This is a genomic window from Streptomyces sp. NPDC048751 (assembly GCF_043198595.1).
In the GTDB taxonomy this organism is placed as follows: domain Bacteria; phylum Actinomycetota; class Actinomycetes; order Streptomycetales; family Streptomycetaceae; genus Streptomyces.
Map to the genome: position 1 here is coordinate 466792 of NZ_JBICUX010000003.1, position 23550 is coordinate 490341.

The 23550-nt window shown below is 70.7% G+C and carries 23 protein-coding genes; 9 read left to right on the forward strand and 14 right to left on the reverse strand.

The window, feature by feature from the left end:
• Positions 1-48 precede the first annotated feature (48 nt).
• Positions 49-2688, forward strand: coding sequence for an insulinase family protein (locus ACGFNV_RS13815; RefSeq protein ID WP_393622143.1), 2640 nt, complete (start codon positions 49-51; stop codon positions 2686-2688).
• A gap of 130 nt (positions 2689-2818) precedes the next feature.
• Here the strand turns inward: ACGFNV_RS13815 and ACGFNV_RS13820 are convergent, their stop codons facing one another.
• From ACGFNV_RS13820 to ACGFNV_RS13840, 5 genes are all read right to left on the reverse strand, one after another.
• Complete coding sequence (locus tag ACGFNV_RS13820; protein WP_393622144.1) at positions 2819-3124, reverse strand: transcriptional regulator; 306 nt, start codon at positions 3122-3124, stop codon at positions 2819-2821.
• Positions 3121-3588: a hypothetical protein gene (locus tag ACGFNV_RS13825; protein WP_393622145.1), complete on the reverse strand. Its 468-nt coding sequence runs from the start codon at positions 3586-3588 to the stop codon at positions 3121-3123. The genes ACGFNV_RS13820 and ACGFNV_RS13825 overlap by 4 nt, the downstream gene beginning before the upstream one ends.
• Before the next feature lie 49 nt (positions 3589-3637).
• Positions 3638-4624 (reverse strand): helix-turn-helix transcriptional regulator, encoded by a 987-nt coding sequence (locus ACGFNV_RS13830; protein ID WP_393622147.1) that lies wholly within the window; start codon positions 4622-4624, stop codon positions 3638-3640.
• Between the two features lie 253 nt (positions 4625-4877).
• On the reverse strand, positions 4878-5999 hold the full coding sequence (locus ACGFNV_RS13835) for a lipid II:glycine glycyltransferase FemX (protein ID WP_393622149.1): 1122 nt from the start codon (positions 5997-5999) through the stop codon (positions 4878-4880).
• 108 nt (positions 6000-6107) lie between these two features.
• A complete protein-coding gene (locus ACGFNV_RS13840) occupies positions 6108-8924 on the reverse strand; it encodes an FAD-binding and (Fe-S)-binding domain-containing protein (RefSeq protein WP_393622150.1) in 2817 nt (938 codons plus the stop codon).
• A gap of 184 nt (positions 8925-9108) precedes the next feature.
• Here ACGFNV_RS13840 and serC point away from each other — a divergent pair, with 184 nt between their 5' ends.
• Positions 9109-10227, forward strand: a complete 1119-nt coding sequence (gene serC, locus ACGFNV_RS13845) for a phosphoserine transaminase (RefSeq protein WP_393622152.1) — start codon at positions 9109-9111, stop codon at positions 10225-10227.
• Between the two features lie 113 nt (positions 10228-10340).
• Here serC and ACGFNV_RS13850 read toward each other — a convergent pair whose 3' ends face one another.
• On the reverse strand, positions 10341-10988 hold the full coding sequence (locus ACGFNV_RS13850) for a tetratricopeptide repeat protein (RefSeq protein WP_393622154.1): 648 nt from the start codon (positions 10986-10988) through the stop codon (positions 10341-10343).
• 141 nt (positions 10989-11129) lie between these two features.
• Here ACGFNV_RS13850 and ACGFNV_RS13855 point away from each other — a divergent pair, with 141 nt between their 5' ends.
• Positions 11130-11870, forward strand: coding sequence for an SDR family NAD(P)-dependent oxidoreductase (locus tag ACGFNV_RS13855; protein WP_393622156.1), 741 nt, complete (start codon positions 11130-11132; stop codon positions 11868-11870).
• A gap of 105 nt (positions 11871-11975) precedes the next feature.
• On the opposite strand, the gene ACGFNV_RS13860 is transcribed toward ACGFNV_RS13855, so the two are convergent.
• Together ACGFNV_RS13860 and ACGFNV_RS13865 are read right to left on the reverse strand one after the other, a co-directional pair.
• On the reverse strand, positions 11976-12476 hold the full coding sequence (locus ACGFNV_RS13860) for a hypothetical protein (RefSeq protein ID WP_393622157.1): 501 nt from the start codon (positions 12474-12476) through the stop codon (positions 11976-11978).
• A gap of 75 nt (positions 12477-12551) precedes the next feature.
• A complete protein-coding gene (locus ACGFNV_RS13865; protein WP_393622159.1) occupies positions 12552-12683 on the reverse strand; it encodes a hypothetical protein in 132 nt (43 codons plus the stop codon).
• 34 nt (positions 12684-12717) lie between these two features.
• On the opposite strand from ACGFNV_RS13865, the gene ACGFNV_RS13870 reads away from it, so the two are divergent.
• Together ACGFNV_RS13870 and ACGFNV_RS13875 are read left to right on the forward strand one after the other, a co-directional pair.
• Positions 12718-13023, forward strand: a complete 306-nt coding sequence (locus tag ACGFNV_RS13870; RefSeq protein ID WP_393622161.1) for a hypothetical protein — start codon at positions 12718-12720, stop codon at positions 13021-13023.
• A 148-nt stretch (positions 13024-13171) separates the two neighbouring features.
• Entirely contained in the window at positions 13172-13678 is a 507-nt protein-coding gene (locus ACGFNV_RS13875; RefSeq protein ID WP_393622163.1) for a carboxymuconolactone decarboxylase family protein, read from the forward strand.
• Positions 13679-13747: 69 nt separating this feature from the next.
• On the opposite strand, the gene ACGFNV_RS13880 is transcribed toward ACGFNV_RS13875, so the two are convergent.
• Complete coding sequence (locus tag ACGFNV_RS13880) at positions 13748-15307, reverse strand: cellulase family glycosylhydrolase (protein ID WP_393622164.1); 1560 nt, start codon at positions 15305-15307, stop codon at positions 13748-13750.
• Positions 15308-15495: 188 nt separating this feature from the next.
• Positions 15496-16473 carry a WD40 repeat domain-containing protein gene (locus tag ACGFNV_RS13885; RefSeq protein ID WP_393622165.1) on the reverse strand — a complete coding sequence of 326 codons (978 nt, stop codon included), beginning with the start codon at positions 16471-16473 and terminating at the stop codon, positions 15496-15498.
• 94 nt (positions 16474-16567) lie between these two features.
• Between ACGFNV_RS13885 and ACGFNV_RS13890 the strand changes: the two genes are divergently transcribed.
• The 3 genes from ACGFNV_RS13890 (at position 16568) to ACGFNV_RS13900 (ending at position 19055) form a co-directional block, all read left to right on the forward strand.
• On the forward strand, positions 16568-17317 hold the full coding sequence (locus ACGFNV_RS13890; RefSeq protein WP_393622167.1) for an SGNH/GDSL hydrolase family protein: 750 nt from the start codon (positions 16568-16570) through the stop codon (positions 17315-17317).
• A gap of 113 nt (positions 17318-17430) precedes the next feature.
• Complete coding sequence (locus ACGFNV_RS13895) at positions 17431-18018, forward strand: Uma2 family endonuclease (RefSeq protein WP_393622168.1); 588 nt, start codon at positions 17431-17433, stop codon at positions 18016-18018.
• 44 nt (positions 18019-18062) lie between these two features.
• Positions 18063-19055 (forward strand): aldo/keto reductase, encoded by a 993-nt coding sequence (locus ACGFNV_RS13900; protein WP_393622170.1) that lies wholly within the window; start codon positions 18063-18065, stop codon positions 19053-19055.
• Positions 19056-19229: 174 nt separating this feature from the next.
• Here the strand turns inward: ACGFNV_RS13900 and thpR are convergent, their stop codons facing one another.
• Genes thpR through ACGFNV_RS13915 form a run of 3 tightly spaced genes read right to left on the reverse strand, consistent with a single transcriptional unit; the run spans position 19230 to position 21683 of the window.
• Positions 19230-19802 carry an RNA 2',3'-cyclic phosphodiesterase gene (gene thpR, locus ACGFNV_RS13905; RefSeq protein WP_393622172.1) on the reverse strand — a complete coding sequence of 191 codons (573 nt, stop codon included), beginning with the start codon at positions 19800-19802 and terminating at the stop codon, positions 19230-19232.
• Positions 19803-19843: 41 nt separating this feature from the next.
• The gene (locus tag ACGFNV_RS13910) at positions 19844-21211 is read right to left on the reverse strand and encodes an MFS transporter (protein ID WP_393622174.1); all 1368 of its coding nucleotides are present in this window, start codon (positions 21209-21211) and stop codon (positions 19844-19846) included.
• A 34-nt stretch (positions 21212-21245) separates the two neighbouring features.
• Entirely contained in the window at positions 21246-21683 is a 438-nt protein-coding gene (locus ACGFNV_RS13915) for a MarR family transcriptional regulator (RefSeq protein ID WP_133929026.1), read from the reverse strand.
• Between the two features lie 152 nt (positions 21684-21835).
• On the opposite strand from ACGFNV_RS13915, the gene ACGFNV_RS13920 reads away from it, so the two are divergent.
• Complete coding sequence (locus ACGFNV_RS13920) at positions 21836-22018, forward strand: ribbon-helix-helix protein, CopG family (protein ID WP_133929027.1); 183 nt, start codon at positions 21836-21838, stop codon at positions 22016-22018.
• A 16-nt stretch (positions 22019-22034) separates the two neighbouring features.
• Here the strand turns inward: ACGFNV_RS13920 and ACGFNV_RS13925 are convergent, their stop codons facing one another.
• Positions 22035-23486 (reverse strand): NCS2 family permease, encoded by a 1452-nt coding sequence (locus ACGFNV_RS13925; RefSeq protein WP_393622176.1) that lies wholly within the window; start codon positions 23484-23486, stop codon positions 22035-22037.
• Positions 23487-23550 lie beyond the last annotated feature (64 nt).

A 23550-nucleotide genomic window follows, 5' to 3' on the forward strand; every position in this document is an offset into this window, starting at 1 on the left:
CCGGACCCACGACCCAACTCCTTGACCACGAACGGGAGACGTACCGTCATGAGCACCGACCGTCCCCAACCCGGGCTGCACAGGTTCACCCTGCCGAACGGGCTGCGGGTGGTGCTGGACAGCCGCTTCCCGCAGCCGAGGGTGGCGGTCGCCGTGCACTACGGCACCGGGTTCCGGTCCGAACCCCCGGGCCGTGAGGGGTTCGCCCACCTCTTCGAGCACCTGATGTTCCGGGGGAGCGCCAACCTTCCCGACGGCCGCTTCTACGACCACGTGCATCGCTTCGGTGCCCGGGCCAACGGCACCACGCACCAGGACTACACCGACTACTACCAGGTGGTTCCAGCCCAGGCACTGGAGCGGGCACTGTTCGCCGAGGCGGACCGGATGCGGGCTCCGCTGTTCACCGAGGCCGCGCTGGCCGAGCAACTGCGCGGCGTCGAGCAGGAGATCCAGCAGGCCGTGCACGACAGGCCGTACGGCGGCTTCCCCTGGCCGCTGCTTCCCGGAGTACTGTTTGAAACCTTCGCGAACGCGCACGACGGTTACGGCGACGCCGAGCGGCTGCGCACCGTCACGGTGGCGGACTGCGAGGAGTTCTTCGACGCCAACTACACTCCCGGCAACGCCGTGCTGACCGTCGTCGGCGGCGGCGATCCCGATGCGATCCGGGAACTGGTGGTGCGGCACTTCGCTGCCATACCCGCTCGTGCCACGGCGCCCGCGCCCGTCCTGGCGGAGCCTCGCCCCGGCGAGGAACGGTGGGTGGAGTGCATCGAGCCGGGGGGCACGGCGACCGCGCTGGCCATGGGGCTCCGGCTGCCCGACCCGGGAACGGATCTGCCGGGCTATCTGGCGCACGCCGTGGTGGCCCGGCTGACCGCCGAGCGGGGGCCGGTGGCACCCGGACTGCCCGCGGTAGGGACGAGCTGCGGTTTCTTCGGCCCGCTGGACGCCAGGGACCCCGATGCCCTGGTGGTCACCGCGCTGCTGCCGCCGGACGCCGGTCCGAGGGAGCTGGTGGCAGCGGTCGCCCGTCGCTGGGCCGACTGGGCGCAGGTGCCTCCGGCGGAGGCGGTACGGCGCACCGTACGGCTGATGGTGGGTGAACATCACCGCCGACACGGGGACCTGGAGACCCGGTGCCGCGCCTTGGGCCGTCTGGAGATCCTCTTCGGGCGGGCCGACCTCCTCGACCGGATACCGGACCACCTCGTGGCCGTCGGGCCGGCCGAGATCGCGACGGCCGCCCAGGAGCTGGCGGCCACGCCCGCGACGGTACTCGTCATGCGGCCGGGCAGCACCAGGACCCGGCCGGAGCCGGCGTTCGGCGACACCGCGACCGGCGGTGCGGACGCGCGGAGCGCGGACGCGGTCGGCGCCGGCCGCGTCTCCCGGTCGCGCGCGGAGGCCCGCGCCGTCCCGCCGTACGGACGGCCCGCGACACCCGTTCGATGGCAGTCGGACGAGCTGGTCCTCGACAACGGGCTGCGTGTGGTCGCTGTCACCGACCGCCGGGCACCGGCCGTGGAGGTACGGCTGCGGCTGCCGCTGGGCGTTTTCGGCGGCTGGGACACCCCGGCGGCCGAGGTCCTGCTGCGCCGCGGTCTGGCCCGCACCCGGGCCGGCGATCGCGCGGCGGGTCTGGGCGGCGTCATGGAGGGTTCCGTGGACGGGCAGTGGATGGACGTCACGGGCTGCGTGGCCCCGGAGGAGCTGTCGGCCTGGCTGGCCGTCCTGGCAGAACTCCTGAGCGCCCAAGGGGAGGGCGTGCGCGACGCGTCATCGGCGACGTCGCCGCCGGGCGCGGGCCGTAACGTTCGTCCGACGGCCGGACGCCTCATGGACGACGCGGTACAGCGCCACTGGCTGGCGGACGAGAGGCCGGGGAACGCGTCGTCGAGGGGAGCCCTGGAAGGCGGCGTGCTCGTCCTCAACGGGGACATCGCCCCGGACCGTGCCCTCGCGCAGGCCCGCGAGGCGCTCGCCCACCCGGAGTCCACCGGTGTCACCCCGCTCCCCCGTACGGGCGCCGCCCGACGGCGGACCGCGGGCGGCCGGCTGCTGATGCTGCGCTCTCCCGCCGAACGCGAAGTCCATCTCACCTTCTGCGCACCGGAGCCGGCGGTCCCGGCGGACGATGCCGAGGCGACCGAGGCGGCACGCTATCTGGCGACAGCGGTGTTCGGCGGGTACTTCGGCTCCCGGCTGGCCGCCCGGATGCGAGGCGTGGTGGGCGCGGGCTTCGAGGTGTACGCGGGGCGGGACGTCCTGCTGGACACCGCCCGGGTCTTCGTACGGGCGCGGGTGGCACCCCACCTGGCCGGGGAGACTCTCGCCGGGATCCGTGCGGAACTGCGCCGGGCGGGTGAGGAGCCGTTCACGGAGGCGGAGGTGGCGGATGCCCGGGAGTTCTGCGCGGCCCAGGCGCTGGGCGCGTTCGACTCACCGGCCACCCAGGCCGATCTGCTGCGCCAGCTGACGGCCGCGGGGCGTGACCCGCTCTGGCTGCCGCGCCTTCCGCGACTGCTTCACGAGGTGCCCAGCCACGCCGTGTCCCGGGCGGGCCGTGACCTTTTCGCCACCGCCGCCATGGACACCGTCCTGCTCGGCGCCGTCGCACCGGACGAGTTCACGCAACCGGGGGTGCTCCCCGGAGCTCGGGCGGGTGCGTTCGCACAGCGGTGACGCTCTTCCTCCCCCGCTGTACGGCCCTGACGTGCGGCCCGTTGTACGGCCCCGGTGTGCCGCCGAGGAGCACACCGGGGCCGTACGGTCTCCGTCTCCCGCGCAGCCGCCGGGTTCCGCGGGAGTTCGGCTACGGCTTCGCCGGGTCGGCGAGTGCCGCGATGCGCCGCAGCTCTGCCAGGTGTCCGGCGAGGGCGGTGCGGCCCGCGTCGGTGAGGGCGAGCCAGGTGTGGGTCCGGGAGTTCATGGGTGCCTTCCTGACGGTGGCGTAGCCGGCCGTCTGCAGCACCTTCATCTGTTTGCTCAGGACGGAGTCGCTCACCCCCAGGGCGTCGCGCACCGTTGAGAACTCCATGGATTCCACCGCGGCGAGCATGGCGCAGATCTGCAGCCGGTGCGTCGGATGGATCACCTCGTCGAGGCCGGACGCGGTCATGGCCGGCGCAGGAGGTCGTGGCGCAGGGCGTCGTCGTTGCGCCTGCTGACGTAGATGGTGAAGGCCAGCGCCGCAAGGCCTGCCGCCGACATGGCGCCCGGCAGGTCCGCGGCCAGTTTCAGGGTCAGGCCCAGTCCCCCGAGGACGACGAGCACGATCAGGTACAGGCCGTTGAGCTGACGGGTGCCGGGCGCGGACAGGGAACGGTTGACGGAGACGCCCCGGGAGCGGGCGACGCTCAGGGTGAGCGCGGCGGGCAGTAACACTCCGCCGACGAGGACGCCCGTGGGCACCAGGCTTCCGCCGACGTCGATCGAGAGGAAGGCGAGGCCCACGCCCAGGCCGAGCCCCGCGTGGTACCACCAGGGTGCGGCGGCGCGGTCGGCGACAGCGGCACGGGCGGCGGCGGCGCTGTCGAGGGCGTCGCGGGCGGCGGCGGGATCTTCGGGCACGATGTTTTCCATGTTGGAAAGTCTACTCCGACTTTCCAACATGGCAAGTCCTTCGGTGGGGTCAGATCCAGCCTCGCTCACGGGCCAGAAGCACGGCCTGCGGACGGCTCGCGGCGTTGAGGATGTGCAGGATGCTGGCCACGTAGCGACGGTAGGTGCGTACCGAGACGCCCAGGTCACGGGCTCCGATCTCGTCCTTCGTGCCGCGGCACATGGTTTCCAGGACCCGCTGTTCCTCGTCCGGGAGCCGGTCTTCGTCGCACTCTCCGCTGAAGGACATCAGATCCACGGCGTCGGACCAGATCTTCTCGAAGAGGTCCACCATGTTGGCCACCAGCCCGGCCTCGTTCGCCACCAGTGCCCCGCGTGAGCTGTCGGCCGGGTCGATGGGCGTCAGCGCCGTGTGGCGGTCGTAGACGAGGATGTGCGCGGAGATCTCCTCCGCGACGCGGATCTCGGCACCGAGCGAGACGAGTTCGCGCAGATATTCGAAGGTCAGCGGGTCCTCGATGGTTTTGCTCAGCACGACGTTCTTGATCCGTACCCCCCTTCTGATGCACCGCAGGTCCAGGGGTCTGGAGTGCTGGATGTTCTCGGGAGTGAGGGCGGTGTAGGGCTCGGCCGAGAGGATCTCCTCGCGGGCGAAGAATGCCAGGGCGTCGATCCTGCTGCGGATGGACTCCAGGTTCTCGATCTTCTCCACGACCGGCGCCGGGGCCGGCGCGAGTTCCTGTTCGGCGCGGAGCGAGGCGACCAGGTGCCGGGCCTGCGTGACTGCGCGCAGTTCCTCATGCAGTTGTCTCAGTCGCAGGTCGGCCAGAGTGTCCACGACCAGTTCGGGATTCCCGGGCAGATATCCGCCCTCCCGGCCTTCCCCCACCACGGCCAGTGCGGTGAGCCGCTCCAGCGCCGCCCTGACTTCCTCGGGCGGGACTTCCAGCAGCAGATGGACGTCGTCAGCCGTCGTTCCTGGGTTTCTCAGGAAGTGGCGGTAGAGGCGTTCCTCCAGCTGTGAGAGTCCGAGTACGGATGCTGCCCCTGCAGTCAAAGTGATACCCCCGTGTCTCGCTTTGCGGCGGCCCGAGCTCCTGGTCAGGGAGCGGCGGCCACCATGACAAACGCAGCGATCATAAAGAATCGACACAGGAAAGCGGAACGACATAACCCGCCAGCATCTCCTCACAGCCCCCCTGTTCATCACGTGTTCAACACCGCACTTGCCGTCCGGTCGACGGCACAACGGGCCGAGGCACGCAGAAGCGGAGCCGCTGAAGCCCACTGATCACGACTGGAGACGGGCCCTAACGGTGTGCCATGTACAGGCCCAGCGCCTTGTGCAACAGCCGGTTGAGGGGGAAGTCCCACTCGCCGAGGTATTCCAGGGCCTCTCCGCCCGTGCCCGCCTTGAAGCGGAGCAGACCGAGCAGGTGGTTGGACTCCTCCAGGGTGTCGGTGATGCCGCGCAGGTCGTAGACAGCGGCGCCGAGTTCGTGGGCGTCGCAGATCATCCGCCACTGCATGGCGTTGTTCGGCTGCACCTCGCGCCTGCGGCCGGTGGAGGCGCCGTAGGAGTACCAGACGTGCTCACCGACGGTCAGCATGGTGGCGGCGGCGAGGACATCGCCGTCGTGATGGGCGACGTAGAGCCGCATGCGGTCGGGATCCTCGGCTGTCAGTGCGGTCCACATGCGCTGGAAGTAGGACAGCGGGCGCGGGATGAACCGGTCGCGCTCGGCGGTCTCCCTGTAGAGGGTGTGGAAGACCGGAAGGTCCTCGTCGCCACCGCGCACGATCTTCACACCGGCCTTCTCCGCCTTCTTGATGTTGCGCCGCCACTGCTGGTTCAGGCCGCGGTGGACTTCCTCCAGGGACCGCCCGGCGAGCGGCACCTGGAAGACGTATCTGGGCTGTCCGGCGGCGAAGCCGTCCTCCCCGCCGGGCTCGGTCCGCTGCCAGCCCGCGCGGCGCAACCGGTCCGCCACGTCGAGGGCGCTGGGGTCCAGGGAGGTCGCCTCCACCTCACCGAGCCGGCGCGCACCGGGATCGGCGATCGCCTCCTTCACCGCTTCGGCGCTCCATCGCCGTACGACGACGGGCGGGCCCATCTTCACGGCGAAGGCGCCCCGCTGCTTGAGGTGGGCGAGCATCGGCGCCAGCCAGCGGTCGAGGTCGGGAGCGGACCAGTCGATCACCGGGCCCTCCGGCAGGTAGGCGAGGTATCTCTTCAGCTTCGGCAGCGGCCGCAACAGCACCAGGCCCACCCCGACGAGCCGCCCGCCCTCGTCGAACCAGCCCAGGCTCTCCGCGCGCCAGTCCGGCTTCACGTCGCCCCACGAGGGGACCTGCATATGGCTGGCGGAGCCTCGGTCCGCGACGAACCTCAGATGCTCGCCTCGGCCGATGGGCTGGATACGGAGGGTCATGCGCGGGCTCCTTCACTTGACTGAACCAGCCAGCCTAGGAGGTCACCCCCTGGCCGCCTCGTGGTTCGGCGCCGCCCGCGCGTCGGCGCGCCGGCCACCGCTCCCCGCTCAGTTCTCCCGCCCCAGCCGCTCCGCGAGCACCTCCGCCAGATGCTTCCCCCGCACCCCCGCCAGCTGCTCCAACTGCGTACGGCAGGAGAACCCGTCCGCCAGGACGACCGCACCGTCCTCCGCGTCCCGCACCGACGGCAGCAGCTGTTCCTCCGCGCAGGCGCTCGACACCTCGTAGTGGCCCTTCTCGAAGCCGAAGTTGCCCGCGAGGCCACAGCAGCCGCCGCTCAGCTCGCCGGTCAGGCCCGCGGCGGCGCGCAGGCGACGGTCGGGGGTGTCGCCGAGGACCGCGTGCTGGTGGCAGTGGGTCTGGCCGACGGCGGGGCGGTCGACGCGGGGCGGGTTCCAGTCGGGGGCGTGGCGCTCCAGGGCCTCCGCGAAGGTCAGCACGCGTGCGGCGAGGCGGGCCGCGCGCGGGTCGTCGTGCAGCAGCTCCGGCAGGTCGGTGCGGAGCGCGGCCGCGCAGCTCGGCTCCAGTACGACGACCGGTGCGGAGGTTTCGAGGACCGGTGCCATCAGGTCGAGGGTGCGGCGCATCACCGCGCGGGCGCGGTCGAGCTGGCCGGTCGAGACGTAGGTGAGGCCGCAGCAGACGCGGCCCCGCCACGGTACGGCTGTCGGCCGTACCGGCGGCGGCAGCGTCACCCGCAGCCCGGCCGCCTCCAGCACCCGTACGGCCGCCTGCCCCACGGACGGCGACAGGTGCTCGGTGAAGGTGTCCGGCCACAGGACGACGAGATCGCCGCGTGGGGCGACCCGCCCGCGCCTGCGCCACCACCCGCTGAACGTCTCCGGCGCCACCCGCGGTATGCCCCGCTCGGGCGCGATCCCGCCGAGCCGCTTGGCCGCCCGCGCCAGCGCGGGCACGGAGGCGAGGGCGTTGACCACCGGCGCCGTACGACTGCGCGCCACCGCCCGCAGCCACACCGGCAGCCATCCCATGCTGTAGTGGGCGGCCGGGCGGCGGCGGCCGGCGTAGTGGTGGTGGAGGAACTCCGCCTTGTACGTGGCCATGTCCACGTCGACCGGGCAGTCGGAGCGGCAGCCCTTGCAGGACAGGCACAGGTCGAGCGCGTCCCGGACCTCGGTGGAGCGCCAGCCGTCGGTGACCAGCTCACCGGCGAGCATCTCGTGGAGCAGCCGGGCACGCCCGCGCGTGGAATGCGCCTCCTCGCCGGTCGCCCGGAAGGACGGGCACATCACGGCGGACCCGGACACCGACGTCGTACGGCACTTGGCGACCCCCACGCAGCGGCGCACCGCGGCCGAGAAGTCGCCGCCGTCCGCCGGGTAGCCGAAGGCCACGTCGACGGGTTCGCGGGGCAGGACGGAGAAGCGGAGGCCGGCGTCGAGGGGGGCGGGGCGGACGAGCATCCCGGGGTTGAGGAGGTCGTCGGGGTCCCACACCCCCTTGGCCCGCTCGAAGAGGGCCACCGTCTCGTCGCCGTACATCCTCGGCAGCAGCTCCGCCCGCGCCTGCCCGTCCCCGTGCTCCCCCGACAGCGAGCCGCCGTGGGCGACGACCAGCTCGGCGAGCTCCTCCGAGAAGCGGCGGAAGCGGCCGACGCCCGTCTCGGTGAGGAGGTCGAAGTCGATACGGACGTGGATGCAGCCGTCCCCGAAGTGTCCGTACGGGGTGCCGCGCAGGCCGTGGGCGGACAGCAGGCCCCGGAAGTCCCGCAGGTACGCGCCGAGCCGGGCGGGCGGCACCGCGCAGTCCTCCCAGCCCGGCCAGGCCTCGGTCCCGTCGGGCATCCGGGTCGCCGTGCCGCTCGCGTCCTCGCGGACGCGCCACAGGGCGCGCTGCCCGGCCGCGTCGGTGACGACCAGCGCGTCGACGACGTCGGCGGCGCGCACGATCGCCTCCGCACGCGCGCGTGCCTCCTCCGGCGACTCCCCGCCGGTCTCCACGAACAGCCAGGCCCCGCCCCTGGGCAGCCCGGCCCCCGACGGCACCAGGTCGGCCGCCATGCCCTCCACCGTGAGCGGAGCGTGCGGCAGCAGCCCGGCCGCGGCCTCGGCGGCGGCGCCCTCGTCGGCGTAGCCCAGCACGGCCAGCGCACGCGCGCGTGGCGCCTCGACGAGCCGTACGACCGCTTCCGTCAGCACGCCCAGCGTTCCCTCCGAGCCGCAGAAGCTACGGGCCACGTCGGCGCCCTTCTCCGGCAGCAGCGCGTCCAGGGCGTAGCCGGAGATACGGCGGGGCAGCTCGGGGAAGCCGGTGCGCAGGCGGGCCAACTCGCCGTCGACCAGGTCCCGCAGGCCGTCCGGTGCTCCGGCCCACGCCTGCCCGAGCCGCAGCCGCTCGCCCCGCGCGGTGATCACGTCCAGCTCGCGCACACTGTCCGCGGTCGTGCCCCACGCCACCGAGTGCGAGCCGCACGAGTTGTTGCCGATCATCCCGCCCAGCGTGCAACGGCTGTGGGTGGACGGATCGGGGCCGAAGCGGAGCCCGTGCGGGGCGGCGGCCTCCTGGAGGCGGTCGAGCACCAGCCCCGGCTGTACGACGGCCGTGCGCGTGTCCGCGTCGAGCGAGAGGAGTCGGTTCATGTACCGGGTGAAGTCCAGCACCACACCCGTGCCGGTGGCCTGCCCGGCGATGGACGTCCCCCCGCCACGCGGCACGACAGGCACCCCGCGCTCCCGGCACACCTCCAGTACGGCCGCCACGTCATCGGCGTCCCTCGGCGCCACGACGCCCAGCGGGACCCGCCGGTAGTTGGACGCGTCCATGGTGACCAGGGCCCGGGAGGTGACGTCGAAGCGGACGTCACCCCGGACGACCTTGCGCAACTCGGCCTCAAGATCCGTCATGCGTCCAGCAAATCAGCTCACGTCGGCACGTCACAGCCCGTCGTCTCAGCCCGTCGTCTCAGCCCGTCCTCTGCCCGTCCGGTGCTTGAGGACGAGACGTGTCAGCCGTGGCCCCGCCCGCATGCCGTCTCACCCGACGGACGAGGTTTCGCCGAGATTTCCTCCAGCGGCTAACCTCGCCTTCGTGGCTGAGATCCAGATTCCTGCTGACATCAAGCCCGCCGACGGTCGATTCGGCGCGGGCCCCTCCAAGGTGCGGGTGGAGGCGCTGGACGCCCTGGCCGCCACCGGCGCGTCCCTGCTCGGCACCTCCCACCGCCAGGCCCCGGTGAAGAACCTGGTCGGCAAGGTGCGCGAGGGCATCGCCGAGCTGTTCCAGCTCCCCGAGGGCTACGAGGTGATCCTCGGCAACGGCGGCTCCACCGCGTTCTGGGACGTCGCGACCCACGGCCTGATCGAGAACAAGTCGCAGCACCTCAGCTTCGGCGAGTTCAGCTCCAAGTTCGCCAAGGCCGCCAAGCTCGCGCCCTGGCTGGCGGAGCCGGACATCATCTCCTCCGACCCGGGCACGCACCCCGAGCCGGTCGCCGAGGCCGGCGTCGACGTCTACGCCTTCACCCACAACGAGACCTCCACCGGTGTCGCCGCGCCCATCAAGCGCGTGCAGGGCGCCGACGAGGGCTCCCTCGTCCTGGTGGACGCCACCTCCGGCGCCGGCGGCCTCCCGGTCGACATCGCCGAGACGGACGTCTACTACTTCGCCCCGCAGAAGTCCTTCGCCTCCGACGGCGGCCTGTGGATCGGCGTGTTCTCCCCGGCCGCGATCGAGCGCGCGGAGCGTATCCACGCGTCCGGCCGTCACGTCCCGGAGTTCTTCTCCCTCCCCACGGCGATCGACAACTCCCGCAAGAACCAGACGTACAACACCCCGGCGCTCGCCACCCTCTTCCTGCTGAACCAGCAGCTGGAGTGGATCAACGGCCAGGGTGGCCTGGACTGGTCGGTCCGCCGCACCGCCACCTCCGCCCGCACCCTCTACGGCTGGGCCGAGGACATCAAGTACGCCAACCCGTTCGTCACGGACCCGGCCAAGCGCTCGGCGGTCATCGGCACGATCGACTTCACCGACGAGGTCGACGCCGCCGCCGTCGCCAAGGTCCTGCGCGCCAACGGCATCGTCGACACCGAGCCGTACCGCAAGCTCGGCCGCAACCAGCTGCGGGTCGCGATGTTCCCGGCGATCGACCCGGCGGACATCGAGGCACTGACGAAGTGCATCGACTACGTGATCGAGAAGCTTTAGCCGTTCCCGTACGGGCAGCCCCTGCAGCTCCTGTACGCCGATGAAGGCGCCCCGCGCACGCGCGGGGCGCCTTCTCGCATGGAGAGCCGTAGCAGCGGACGGGCATCGAGTTCCTAGGAACGGATGTGCGTGCGGGCCTGCTCGATCCACCCCGACACGGCCTTGGCACCGCAGCTCTCGGCGACCGACCGGGCCTCGTCGAGGTGGCGCAGCGCCGTCGAGGGGTCGCCCGTCTCGGCCGCGAGGTAGGCCAGCGCCACGAGGCCGGCCGCTTCACCGGGCCGGAAGCCGATCTCGCGGCGCAGCTCCACCGATTCGGTCAACCGCTCACGGGCCTGATCGAAGTGGCCCGCGTCCTTGTCGGCGAAGCCGAGGTGGCGTACCGCATAGGACATCGTCAGCCGGTCGTCGACGGATTTCGCCAGCGCGTACGACCGCTCGAAGTACGGCCTTCCGGTGGTGCCGTCGCCCTTCACCACCTGGTGCCAGCAGCCGATCCAGAACAACGCGTCCGCCTCACCCGACACGTCCTCCAGACGCCGGTACAACTCGGCCGCGCGCTCGAACAACACCAGTTCCTGGCTGTTCTCTTCGCGGTCGTTCAGGAAACGGACGTGCAACACCTTGCCCCGCGCCATGGAAAGCGGCGCCTCGACCGCGTCCAGCACGTCATCGGACCGGTCCAGCGCGGAGCTGTCCCCGCCGAACATCGCCGCTTCGAACAGCTCACCCGCCTGTTCGATCCACTCCTGCCCTCGCATGCCCTGCCCCTCCCCGTTCGAATGACAGCGCTGAGCCTATGTCCGCGCGCCTGGCGGGGGCCGGGCATTTCCGGAGGGCAGCAGGAAGTGACGCCGCGGCGCGCATGGAGAGGCGTGGCAGCCGTGGCAGGATCCGCGGGCATGAGGACTGAGCAAGAGGATCGGCCCGTCGCCCTGGTCACCGGGTCCACGTCGGGGATCGGCGAAGCCGTCGCGCGCAGGCTGGCGGCCGACGGGATGCGGGTCGTCGTCCACTCGCGGCGCAGTGCGGAGGCCGGGGAGGCGCTGGCGGCGGAGCTCGGCGGGGCGTATGTGCGGGCGGATCTCGCGATGGAGGAGGAGGCGCGGGGGCTGATCGAGGCGGCGCTCGGCCGGTTCGGGCGACTGGACGTACTGGTCAACAACGCGGGGATCAGCTGGCCGATCCCGCACGGCGACCTGGCCGCGGCGACACCGGCGGACTGGCGACAGTTGCTGGAGGTCAACCTGATCGCGCCCTGGGTGCTGTGCACGGCGGCGCTTCCGGCCCTGCGCCGCTCCCCCGCGGGCGGCAGCATCGTGAACGTCACCAGCCACGCCGGGGTGCGCCCCAAGGGCTCGTCGGTGCCGTACGCGGCGAGCAAGGCCGCGCTGAATCACGTGACCCGGCTGCTCGCGGCCGCGCTCGGGCCCGAGGTGCGGGTCAACGCGGTGGCGCCGGGGCTGGTGGACACACCGATGACGAAGGACTGGGCGCACGCGCACGAGGTGTGGCGGGACCGCGCCCCCATGCGCCGTCCGGCCCAGCCCTCCGACGTGGCCGACCTGGTGGCGTCGGTGCTCGCCAGCAGCTACCTCACCGGCGAGGTCATCGTCCTCGACGGCGGCCTGAATCTGACCTGATCCGCTGCCGTTCGAGGCGGTGGGCCAGACTCCGCAGCCCGAGCGGTCGGAGCAACTTCAGGCGCCTCGAAACCCAGTGCGCCGCACCTGTCACCTACACCGAGGTCACGTCAGCGGGCAGGTGAGATCAGGGTGGTGCCGGTTCGGGCAGCACACCACGTTCAGCGACACCATGCTGCCCGACCGGTTGTAGTACACCCAGCTCACATCGACACCGACCGGCAGGACATCGAGCGCGTAATCACGCTTGGTGTCCAAGCCCCCGTAGGCCTGCCGCCCGTCCTCTCGCTGCATCGGCAGGTTGTCGAGGAACAGCTTGGTCAGCCAGTCGAGGGCCGCGACGGGTTCGGTCCAAGTCCGCTCGTGGCCGGCCTGGCCGCGCTTCATGAGCCAGTGGCCCGACATCATGGGCGGCAGGTTCGAGGTCGGGAACTCGGCGCTCACCTCGCGGTAGCGCTGGAGCACACGGATGGCCATCTTGTCGTCGTCGGAAACGGGAGGCGCGGGAGGGTCAGGATGCGGAGGCCGCCGGTCGCCTTCCCGGTGGTAGCTGTCCGGCGATCCGATCCACGGGCCGTAGCCGTGGAAGTGTCCTGTCCAGGTCATGCGCGCCTTCCAGATGGGGGCGGGCCGCCCTCCTGCGCGAGGGCGGCCCGTCATGGGTTGAGAGGTGTAGCAGGTTCAGGCGGTCAGCTCCCGCTTCTTCACCCGGCCGAGGGCGAAGTCGTCCGGCTCGGCCGCGGTGAACCGCAGCTCCTGACCCCGCTCGCGATACCGCCCGAGGGCGATGCGCGCCAGAATGAAGGGAGGCATTTCATAGCATTTCGCATGATCAGAGGTGATCCATATGACCACCAGCGCAGCTCAGCCCACTGAGCAGGGCACCGCGCCGGGCGGCTTCAAGGCCCGCGCCCAGGGCATGGCCTCACGACTGCCCGCAGGCCGGGGTGGGGATCTGATCTTCTACGGCGGTTTGGGGGCACTGACGGTCGCCGGTGCGCTCGAATGGCCGGTTGCCCTGGCCGTCGGCGGCGCCGCCTACGTCGTGAAGAGCGGCAGGGCACACCAGGAGGCCAAGGCCGGTGCAGGCGAAACGGCCGAGTCCCCCGCGACCAGCAGGGAGACCGAAGCCGAAGCCCGGCGGGCAGGCTGACGACTCGGCAGGACAGGGGCCGCGTCGCCCGGCTGCAGCGGCCCGAGCGACGCGGCCGTACCGGGAACGATTGTCTTCCGTCGGTCACGTTTCTCCGTCGTGATCCGTCAGGGCAGCGAGAGCACATGAAGCCCAGAAGGAGACGGCGATGGAAACACGTTCGATCACGACAGAGGTCCCGATGGCTCCGCGGATGCCCCAGAACCCTGCGGAGCTCATCCCCGAGCTGGCGGAACTGTCGGCTGCGCTGTTCAAGGTCACCGGCAACGGTTCGGTACCGCGCTCCACGATCAGCTTGGTCCACCTACGTGCTGGTCAGATCGTCGGCAGCACCTACCTGACCGTTCTGCACACGGGCTTCCTGCGCAAGGCCGGGGAGTCGGAGGAGCGGATCACGTCGGTGGCGTCCTGGCAGGACTCGCCGTACTTCACTGGTGCCGAGCGTGCCGCGCTGGCACTGGTGGAGGCCGTGCTTCAGCCGTCCGCAGACGGTGAGCGGGTCTCCAACGAGCTGTATGCGCAGGCCGCCGAGCACTACGAGCCCAAGGCGCTCGCCACGCTGATGGTCGCCATCGGCCAGGTGAACTTCTTCACCCCCGTCGCGCTCATCGCAAGGCCGGTGCCCGGCCGGTCGTTCACCGACCCGTGGCAGTGAGACCACCCCGGGTAGAGCTGGAAGTACGGGGCACGCAAGGGCGCCCGGTGCTCACCGGGCGCCCTTCACTCACGTCGCCGTGCAGCTCACACTCGGCACACCCCCGCCCCCAGGCGCGCCCCCGAAGCCGAAGCTCGCCGAACCGCCCACGGGAACCGCTCCGTTGTGGTCGGCGTTGGAGGCGGTGACGGTCGCGCCGCTCTGGGTGTAGGACGCGTTCCACATGCTGGTGACCTTCTGGGAGCCGGGCCAGGTCCAGGTCACCTTCCAGGACTTGAGCGCGACGGTCCCGGAGTTGGTCACCTTCACCTCCGCGTTGAAGCCGCCGCCCCAGTCGCTGCTGACGGTGTAGGCGGCGGTGCAGGCGGCCGTACTGCCTCCTCCGCCGCCACCGCCACCACCGCCTCCGCCTCCGCCACCCCCGCCGCTCGGGAAGCCCGGCGCCTTGATGCTCGTGAGGTACCCGTCCTTGACCGTGTCCACGGTCTGCCAGTCGTCCTTCAGGATCCCGCCCGTGTCACCGGAGTTGGGGTTCCAGGACCAGAAGGTCCAGTGGAAGGAGTCGGAGCCGTACGTCGAGGTCGGGCGCAGGTAGCTCACCAGCGCGGCGAGCCATTTCTGGTCGGTCGTCGACTGGAGGGTCGTACCGAACTCGCCCACCCACACGGGGGCGATGTTCTGCTTGAAGATGTAGCCCCAGTACTTGTCCCAGATCCCCGGCATGTTGTTGGGGAACGCCGGGTCGCTGAACCAGCTCTGCTGGGCGACGCTGGTGGCGTAGTCGTGGGCCGAGTACACCACGCGGTTGGGCACATCGAGTTGCACCGGGTACTGCGCGACGCCCATCAGGTTGCCGCCCCACCAGCCGGAGACGCCGTTGAAGGTCTGCACGCCCTCGACGAAGATCAGCAGGTCGGGGTTGACGGAGAGGACGGCGTTTCCGGCGCGTTGCGCCGCGAGGCGCCAGTCCTTCGTGGTGTCGCCGCAGCCCCAACAGGCGGGATCGTGAGGCTCGTTGTGGAGGTCGATGCCGACGACGGCCGTGTTGCCCTTGTAGCGGGTCGCCAGGGACTTCAGGTTGGTGATCCACGTCGACTCGGGGACGGCCGAGGTGTACCAGAGCGCGGACTGGCCGCCGCCGTCGGGGCGGTGGCGGTCGAGGATGACCTTCAGGCCGTCCTGACCGGCGTACGCCACGATCTTGTCGAGGACCTGGAGGGAGTTCAGGCCCTGGAGGTCGGCGTTCTTGCCGCTGGAGAAGTCGATGCTGTTGGGGACGGTGCCGCTCTTGAAGATGTCGTCGCTGTACGGGATGCGGAGGGTGTTGTAGCCGGTCGCCTTGATCTGGTCGATCATGTTCTTGTAGTCGCGGGACCAGAGGCCGTGGACGACGTTGTTGCCGGTCTCGAAGCCGAACCAGTTGATGCCGGCGACGCGGACCGGCTGTCCGGCCGCGTCCAGGATCTGGCGGCCGCTGGTGTGCCAGTAACCGGCGCCGGCATCCGCGGCACGGACACCCGCGGCACCGACGTCCCCCGTGCCCACCGCGTTCGCCGTCTGCGCGCCCGCCACTGGTAACAGGAGCGCCGCCGCCATCGCGCACAGCGCTTTTCGCAAGCTGCGGAACATGTCGCTGCTTCCTCTCGGGGAGGCGCGGGCCGGAACGAGTGGGAGCGCTCCCACACCCGCACCTCCCATGGAAGGCAGGACTCATCGGTCCGTCAAGGACTACGACGTCACCGGCTCAGCCTCTGGAACCTCCGCACCGCCAGCGGCAGGAAGACCTGCGCCTCGCAGGGCGCGCGGGTGAGGAACCGTCAACGACGCCGGAACAGGCGGCCCAGGCCGAACAGGGCGGCGACGGCCAGGACGACGGCCACGGCACCGGTCTTGAGCGTGACGGGCGAGTCGGAGCCGTCACCGCCCCCGGACGCGGAGGAACTCCCGCCGCCGGACGGCGACTTGGAACCGGCGTCGCCGGGCGCGTCCTCCGCGACCACCGAACTGCCGGACCCCTCACTGCCGTACATCAGCTTCGTCCCGTCGGCGGAGTAGCTGACGGACTCGCCCTGCCGTTGCAGGGGCACGTCGAGCTGCTCGACTCGCTTGATCTTTCCGCCGTTCCAGTCGTAGTCGATGCCACCGAGGTAGCCGCGCACGGCGAGCCGCTTGCCGTCCGGGGAGAGCGCGGCGTCGGTGGCCCACAGGTCGACGGGGGCGATGGGGCGGAAGACGTTCGTGCCGGAGGTGGAGAGCTTGGCGGGGCCCTCGTAGAGGTGTCCGCCGTCCTCGTTCTTGTCGATGATGTAGACCCGGCCGGTCTTGGGGTGGACGACGAGCGACTCGGCGTCCCGGGCGCCGTCGGAGTACTTCACGACGTACTGCGCCGCCCGGATCGTCTGGTCCTTGAGCTCCTTCGGCTCGGGCAGCCGGTAGACCCACACGTAGGACCAGGTGCCGCCGAGGTTGTCGCCGATGTCGCCGACGTAGATCTCGTTGTCCGGCCCGATGGAGATGGCCTCGACGTCCCGCGGGCGGCCCACGCCGGTCATGGTGACCCGCGCGACCGTCTTCCCGGTGGCGCTGTCGACGGCGTAGAGGTACGGGCCGTCGTCGCTGTCGTTGTGGGTCCAGTAGATCCCGGGGTGGAGGTGGGATGCGGCCAGGCCGCTCGACTCGGTGATGCGGGAGTCCTCGATGGTGAACCCGTCGTCACCCGGTGCCGCCGAGGCGGGTCCCGCGCCCACGAGGACACAGAGAGCGGCGACCGTGACCACACCGAGAAGCGAGCGCATGGGGCCAAGCTTGCCATCCCGGGTGGTGTGGGCGGTGTCAATGCGTGCTCAGCCTCACACCCCAACTCCCCCTCTGATCGTCCATCATGAGCGGATGCTCAGGTTCATGCCCGTCGGGGACTCCATGACGATCGGCAGCGCGGGCGAGCACACATGGCGGTACCGCATGTGGCAGCACCTGCGCGCCACGTACGACGCCCCGTTCGGCGTGGTCGGCCCCCGCGAGACGCTGTACGACAAGGCGACGGACGAGCCGACGTCGTACGAGTACGCCGACCCCGACTTCCCGCACGCCCACCTGGCCGGCTGGGGCGAGGGCTGGCTGCACATGGCTCCGGCGATCCGCGAGGCGGTCCGCGCCTGCCGGGCCGACGTGCTGCTCGTCTCCCTGGGCCTGATCGACCTGGGCTTCTACACGAACGCGGAGCAGACGGCCGCCAACGCACGGGAGTTCATCACCGAGGCCCGCGCCGCCAACCGGCACGTCCGCGTCGTTCTCCTCCCGGTGATCCCCAACGTGCGCGCCGAGTCCGACGCGCCCTTCGCCACGGAGGTCGCCCGCTTCAACGAGCTGCTGGCCAAGACCGCAGCCGACCTGGACGATCCGACCTCCCCCGTACTGCTGGCCTCCGTACCGGAGTCGTACGACATCCACACCGACACCTACGACGGCACCCACCCCAACGCGAGCGGCGAGCACAAGCTGGCGGCGGCGTTCGCGGGGGCGATGCATCAGGCGTGGGGGCTGGGTGGGGAGTACGGGGAGCCGACGGTGTCGACGAGTCATGCGGCACAGGGCCGCACGCGGGGGCGCGAATCGTCCCGGCCCGCCTCCCGGAGGTAGTCGGCCCAGGATCGCTGTGGCATATGCCGATCGATCCGTGTCCTGGTCACGGTGCGTATCGTTGTACTGCGCGGCTGCACTCGTTCGTGGGGCAGCCGGGGAGGAGTGCCACGATGACCGTCCTGGAGGACAGGATCGCCATGGCCGACGCAAACACCAGGCGCCTGGACGAGTGGTTCGAGCTGCTGGAGCAGATGCCCGTCCCCGAAGGATTCAGGGTCGAGATCGTCGGGGGCAACGTCCACATGACACCGCAGCGGGACACCCACTGGGAGATCATCTTCCAGATCGCCTTGGCCTTGCGCCACAGGTTCGGGAGGAGCGTGAGGGTCTTTTCGGACGTCCGCATCGATTTCCCCGGCCACGAGAACGGATTCTGCCCGGACGTCGTCAAGCTGCGCGAGTCAGCAGAGAAGGACGGCGAAGGCCGCTGGCGTTACGAAGACGTCGAGTTCGTCGCCGAGGTCATCTCGCAGGGCACGGCCGCCAACGACTACGGCCCGAAGAAGACCGCCTACGCGGTGGCCGAAGTCCCCCTCTACCTCATCGCGGATCCCTATCAGGGCCGGTGCTTCGTCTACACCGACCCCAAGGACGGTCACTACGTCACCAGCACGAGGGTCGACTTCGGCGCCGACGTCCACCTGACGGGAACCGTCATCGACCTCACCCTCAAGACCGACGAGTTCCCCCGCGACTGATCCCCCTTGCATAGAGCGCACTCCAAGCCGTTGGCTAGGCAGTCATGAAGTACACGCAGCTCGGACGCACCGGACTCAAGGTCAGCCGACTCGTTCTCGGCACCATGAACTTCGGCCCGCAGACGGACGAAGCCGACTCCCACGCGATCATGGACTCGGCGCTGGACGCGGGCATCAACTTCTTCGACACCGCCAATGTCTACGGCTGGGGCGAGAACAAGGGCCGCACCGAACAGATCATCGGCAACTGGTTCGCGAAGGGCGGCGAACGGCGCGACAAGGTCGTCCTCGCCACCAAGGTGTACGGCAACATGGCGGCCGACGGCGCCGCCTGGCCCAACCACGACAAGCTCTCCGCGCTGAACATCCGGCGGGCCGTGGACGCCAGCCTCAAGCGACTGCAGACCGACTACATCGACGTCTACCAGTTCCACCACGTCGACCGCAGCACTCCCTTCGAGGAGATCTGGCAGGCCATCGACGTCCTGGTGCAGCAGGGGAAGATCCTCTACGTCGGGTCCAGCAACTTCCCCGGCTACAAGATCGCCCAGGCCAACGAGATCGCCGCGCGGCGCGGCGGCACCATCGGCCTCGTCAGCGAGCAGTGCCTCTACAACCTCGCCGAGCGGCGGGCCGAGATGGAGGTCGTCCCGGCGGCGCAGGAGTACGGCCTCGGGGTCATCCCCTGGTCGCCGCTGCACGGCGGACTGCTCGGCGGCGTGATCAAGAAGGAGGTCGAGGGCGGCCGACGCGCCTCCGGCCGGTCCGCCGACGCCCTCAAAAACAGCTCCGTACGAGCCCAGGTGCAGGCCTACGAGGACCTGCTCGACAAGCACGGGCTGGCACCGGGAGAGGTCGCACTGGCCTGGCTGCTGACCCGGCCCGGCGTCACCGGCCCGATCGTCGGTCCGCGTACCGCCGAGCAGCTGGAGGGCGCCCTGCGCGCGGTCGAGCTGGAGCTGAGCGAGGAGCTGCTGTCCGGCCTCGACGAGGTCTTCCCGGGTCCGGGGCCGTCTCCGGAGGCCTTCGCCTGGTAGGCGCCGGCACCCGTCCAGGGGCGCGGGGCTGTGTCGACGTGCGGCTCCGCCGCGCGGGCGCGACCAGCCCCGCCCTACCTGCCCACCGCAGCGGCCACGGCGACGACGACGAACATCAGCACAAGCGCACCGGCCATGATCCGGTTCCGGGTTTTCGGGTCCACGCCATCGAGCCTAACCGGCCGCGCCCAGCGGCCAGCGGGCGACCGGGGTGTAGCGGGGCTGCTCGCCCGGCACCCCTGACGTCGGCAGGTCGCTGCGGACCAGGACCAGCTCCCGCACGGTCCACGTGCTGCCGGTGAACGTGTGGAGGGCCTCGACATACGGTCGTACGGCGAAGGCGTCCCGGCTGCGGGCCACCGTGAGGTGGGGCTTGTAGCGGCGGTGGTCCCCCATCGGCACGCCCGCCTTGCGTGCCGCCGCCTCCGCCCGGTCGGCCAGGCGGCTCAGGGTGTCCAGGTCGCCGTGCGCGCCCGCCCACAGTGCCCGGCCGTGACCGAACTGGCCACCGCCGCGGAGAGCGAGCGGGAAGGGGGCGGTGCGGTGAGCCGCCCGCTCCAGACGCCCCGAGAGGTCGGGTACGACCTCGTCGTCGACCTCGCCGTAGAACGCGAGGGTGAAGTGCCAGCCCGGGCGGCTCGTCCACCGCAGGTCGGCCGCGCCGGGCAGCTTCTTCAGCTCGGCGATCCTCGCGGCCAGTTCGTCGGTCACGTCGGTCGGCGGGAGCACGGCGGCGAAGAGTCTCATGGAGGTCACCCTGCCACGAGACTCCGCGCGCCCGAGTGCGCTCAGGCCACGGTCGCGAGCCGCTCCCGCTCCTCCGGTTCGCGGGGCACGAAGCGGACGTGGGGGTGGCCGTGGTTCCAGCCGACCGACAGGCGCAGTCCGCCCACGCGGGCCAGGACCAGGCCGATCGTCACGGCCGCCGCGGCCGAGATCGCGCCGCCCGCGGCCAGGCCCGCGCGGACGCCGTACGCGTCCGTGATCCAGCCCGCGATCGGGGCGCCGACGGGTGAGCCGCCCATGAACACCATCATGTACAGGGCCATCACCCGGCCCCGCATGGCCGGGTCGGTGGTCATCTGGACGCTGGTGTTCGCGGTGACGTTGACCGTCATGCCGAACATGCCGATGGGGACCATGAGCAGCGCGAACAGCCAGAGCGAGGGAGCCGTCGCCGCGACCAGCTCCACCGCGCCGAAGGCCAGCGCCGCCGCGATCAGCACCCGCATCCGGGCCGTGCCGCGGCGGGCCGCGAGGAGGGCGCCCGCGAGCGAGCCGATCGCCATCAGGGTGTTGAAGAGGCTGTAGGAGCCGGCGCCGGCGTGGAAGACGTCGTCGGCGAAGGCCGAGAGGTAGACGGGGAAGTTGAAGCCGAAGGTGCCGATGAACCCGATCAGGACGATCGTCCAGATCAGCTCGGGACGCCCGGCGACATAACGCAGGCCCTCCCGCAGCTGGCCCTTGCCGCGCGGGGCGCGCTCGACGATGTGCAGCTCGCGGGCGCGCATCAGCAGCAGGCCGACGATGGGTGCGACGAAGGACAGGCCGTTGGCGAGGAACGCCCAGCCGGTGCCGACGCCAGTGATCATCAGGCCCGCGACGGCGGGGCCGACCAGGCGGGCGGACTGGAAGTTCGCGGAGTTCAGACTGACCGCGTTCTGCAGCTGGCCGGGGCCGACCATCTCGCTGACGAACGACTGGCGGGCCGGGTTGTCGACGACCGTGGCGAGGCCGACCGCGAAGGCGGCGACGTACACGTGCCAGACCTGGACGTGGCCGGAGAGGGTGAGCAGCGCGAGCGCGACGCCGGTGACGGCCATCGCGGTCTGCGTCACGAGCAGCGTGCGGCGCTTGGGCAGGCGGTCGACGAGGACACCGCCGTAGAGGCCGAAGAGCAGCATCGGCAGGAACTGCAGGGCCGTCGTGAAGCCGACGGCCGTGGAGGAACCGGTGAGGCTGAGGACCAGCCAGTCCTGGGCGATGCGCTGCATCCAGGTGCCGGTGTTGGAGACGACCTGGCCGAGGAAGAACAGGCGGTAGTTGCGGACGCTCAGGGAGCTGAACATCGAGGACTTGCGGGAGCGGTCGGGGGCGGGCGGGGAGTCGTGGGCGTCTGGTGCGGGGGCGGAAGCTGCTCCGGGTCCCGTACTCAAAGTGGGTTCGCCTCCTTGCTACTGCGGGCCGTTCTTACAGGTGTGCGAGCTTCTCCAGCACGGGGGCGGCGGCGCGCAGTTTCGCCCACTCGTCCTCGTCGAGGTGTTCGGCCAGGGACGCCAGGAAGACGTTGCGCTTGCGGCGGCTCTCCTCGAGCATCGCCTCGGCCTGCTCGGTCTTCGTGACGACCTTCTGGCGCCGGTCCTCGGGGTGCGGCTCCAGGCGGACCAGGCCCTTGGCCTCCAGCAGCGCCACGATGCGGGTCATCGAGGGCGGCTGGACGTGCTCCTTGCGGGCGAGTTCACCGGGTGTGGCGCTGCCGCAGAGGGAGAGGGTGCCGAGCACCGACATCTCGGTGGGGCTGAGCGATTCGTCGACCCGCTGGTGCTTGAGCCGACGGGACAGTCGCATCACGGCGGATCGCAGGGAGTTCACGGCGGCCGCGTCGTCGCCATGGGTAAGGTCCGGCATGTTCTTTAGCATAACTCATTACCCTCCCTAAAGAGTAATGGGGACACGCGAGGCCGCGTGATACCGGCCACTGAGCCCCACTGTCACTCATCCGGGTGACACCACTGCGGAACGTAACGCGCTGCCCCAAGGCATGCGGCGACCCTCAGTGCATGGGGACCAGTGTGCTCAGCCTGCGAATAGACCACGACCTGCTGGAACGGCTCCGGGAACACGCCGCCAGACGAGGAATGAGCGTCCAGGACTATGTCGTCCGGACGCTCATTCGCGATGACTTCGACGAGCGGTTCCAGACCGCCGTCGAGGAGACGGAGAAGTTCTACGGGCTCATGTGAGGCGCGATCGCGCCCGTCAGGTCAGGCCCAGCGCCGGCATCAGGTAGTAGAACGCGAACAACGCCGCCACGACGTACATCGCGGACGGGATCTCCTTGCCCCGGCCCGCCGCCAGGCGCAGCACCACGAAGGTGATGAAGCCCATGCCGATGCCGTTGGTGATCGAGTAGGTGAACGGCATCATCACCATCGTCACGAAGGCGGGGACGGCGATGGTGTGGTCCGCCCAGTCGATCTCCTTGACCGAGCCGGCCAGGATCAGGAAGCCGACCGCGAGCAGGGCCGGGGTGGCCGCCTGGGACGGGACCATGGTGGCGACCGGGGTCAGGAACAGCGCGGCGGCGAACAGCGCGCCGGTGACGACGTTCGCGAGGCCGGTGCGGGCGCCCTCGCCGACGCCCGCCGTGGACTCCACGAAGCAGGTGGTGGCCGAGGAGGAGCTGGCGCCACCGGCGGCCACGGCGATGCCGTCGACGAAGAGGACCTTGTTGATGCCGGGCATCTGGCCCTGGGCGTCGGTCAGCTTCGCCTCGTCGCTGACGCCCATGATCGTGCCCATGGCGTCGAAGAAGCAGGACAGCAGCACGGTGAAGACGAAGAGGACGCCGGTCAGGACGCCCACCTTGTCGAAGCCGCCGAAGAGGCTGACCTTGCCGATGAGGCCGAAGTCGGGGGGCGAGACCGGGTTGCCGGGCCACTTCGGGGTCGTCAGGCCCCAGGACGGCACCCTGGCGACGGCGTCGATGACGACGGCGAGCACCGTCATCGCGACGATCGAGATGAGGATCGCGCCGGGGACCTTGCGGACGATCAGCGCGAGGGTGAGCAGGGCGCCGAGGACGAAGACGAGCACCGGCCAGCCGTTGAGGTGTCCGTCGGCGCCGAGCTGGAGCGGGACGGTGGTGTGGGCGGCGTCCGGGATGCGGGAGACGAAGCCGGAGTCGACGAGGCCGATCAGCATGATGAACAGGCCGATGCCGATGGAGATCGCCTTGCGCAGGCCGTAGGGCACGGCGTTCATGACGCGCTCGCGCAGACCGGTGGCGACGAGCAGCATCACGATGAAGCCGGCCAGCACCACCATGCCCATGGCGTCCGGCCAGGACATCCGGGGGGCGAGCTGGAGGGCGACGACCGAGTTCACACCGAGGCCGGCGGCGAGCGCGATCGGCACGTTGCCGATGACACCCATCAGGAGGGTCGTGAGCGCGGCGGTGAGGGCCGTGGCCGTCACGAGCTGGCCGTTGTCCAGCTGGTGTCCGTACATGTCCTTCGCGCTGCCGAGGATGATCGGGTTCAGCACGATGATGTACGCCATCGCGAAGAAGGTGGCCAGACCGCCTCGGACCTCCCGGCCGAGGGTGCTGCCCCGCTCGGAGATCTTGAAGTAGCGGTCGAGCGCGCCGTGCGCGGGCGTGCCGCCCGGCTGGCCGGGCGCGGGAACCTTGGCGGGGGCCGAGGTGGACATGCGGGACCTCATCACCAGCGGACTTCCCCCAAAGTGCCGTTGGAGTTTCATACGAGCGGAAGTG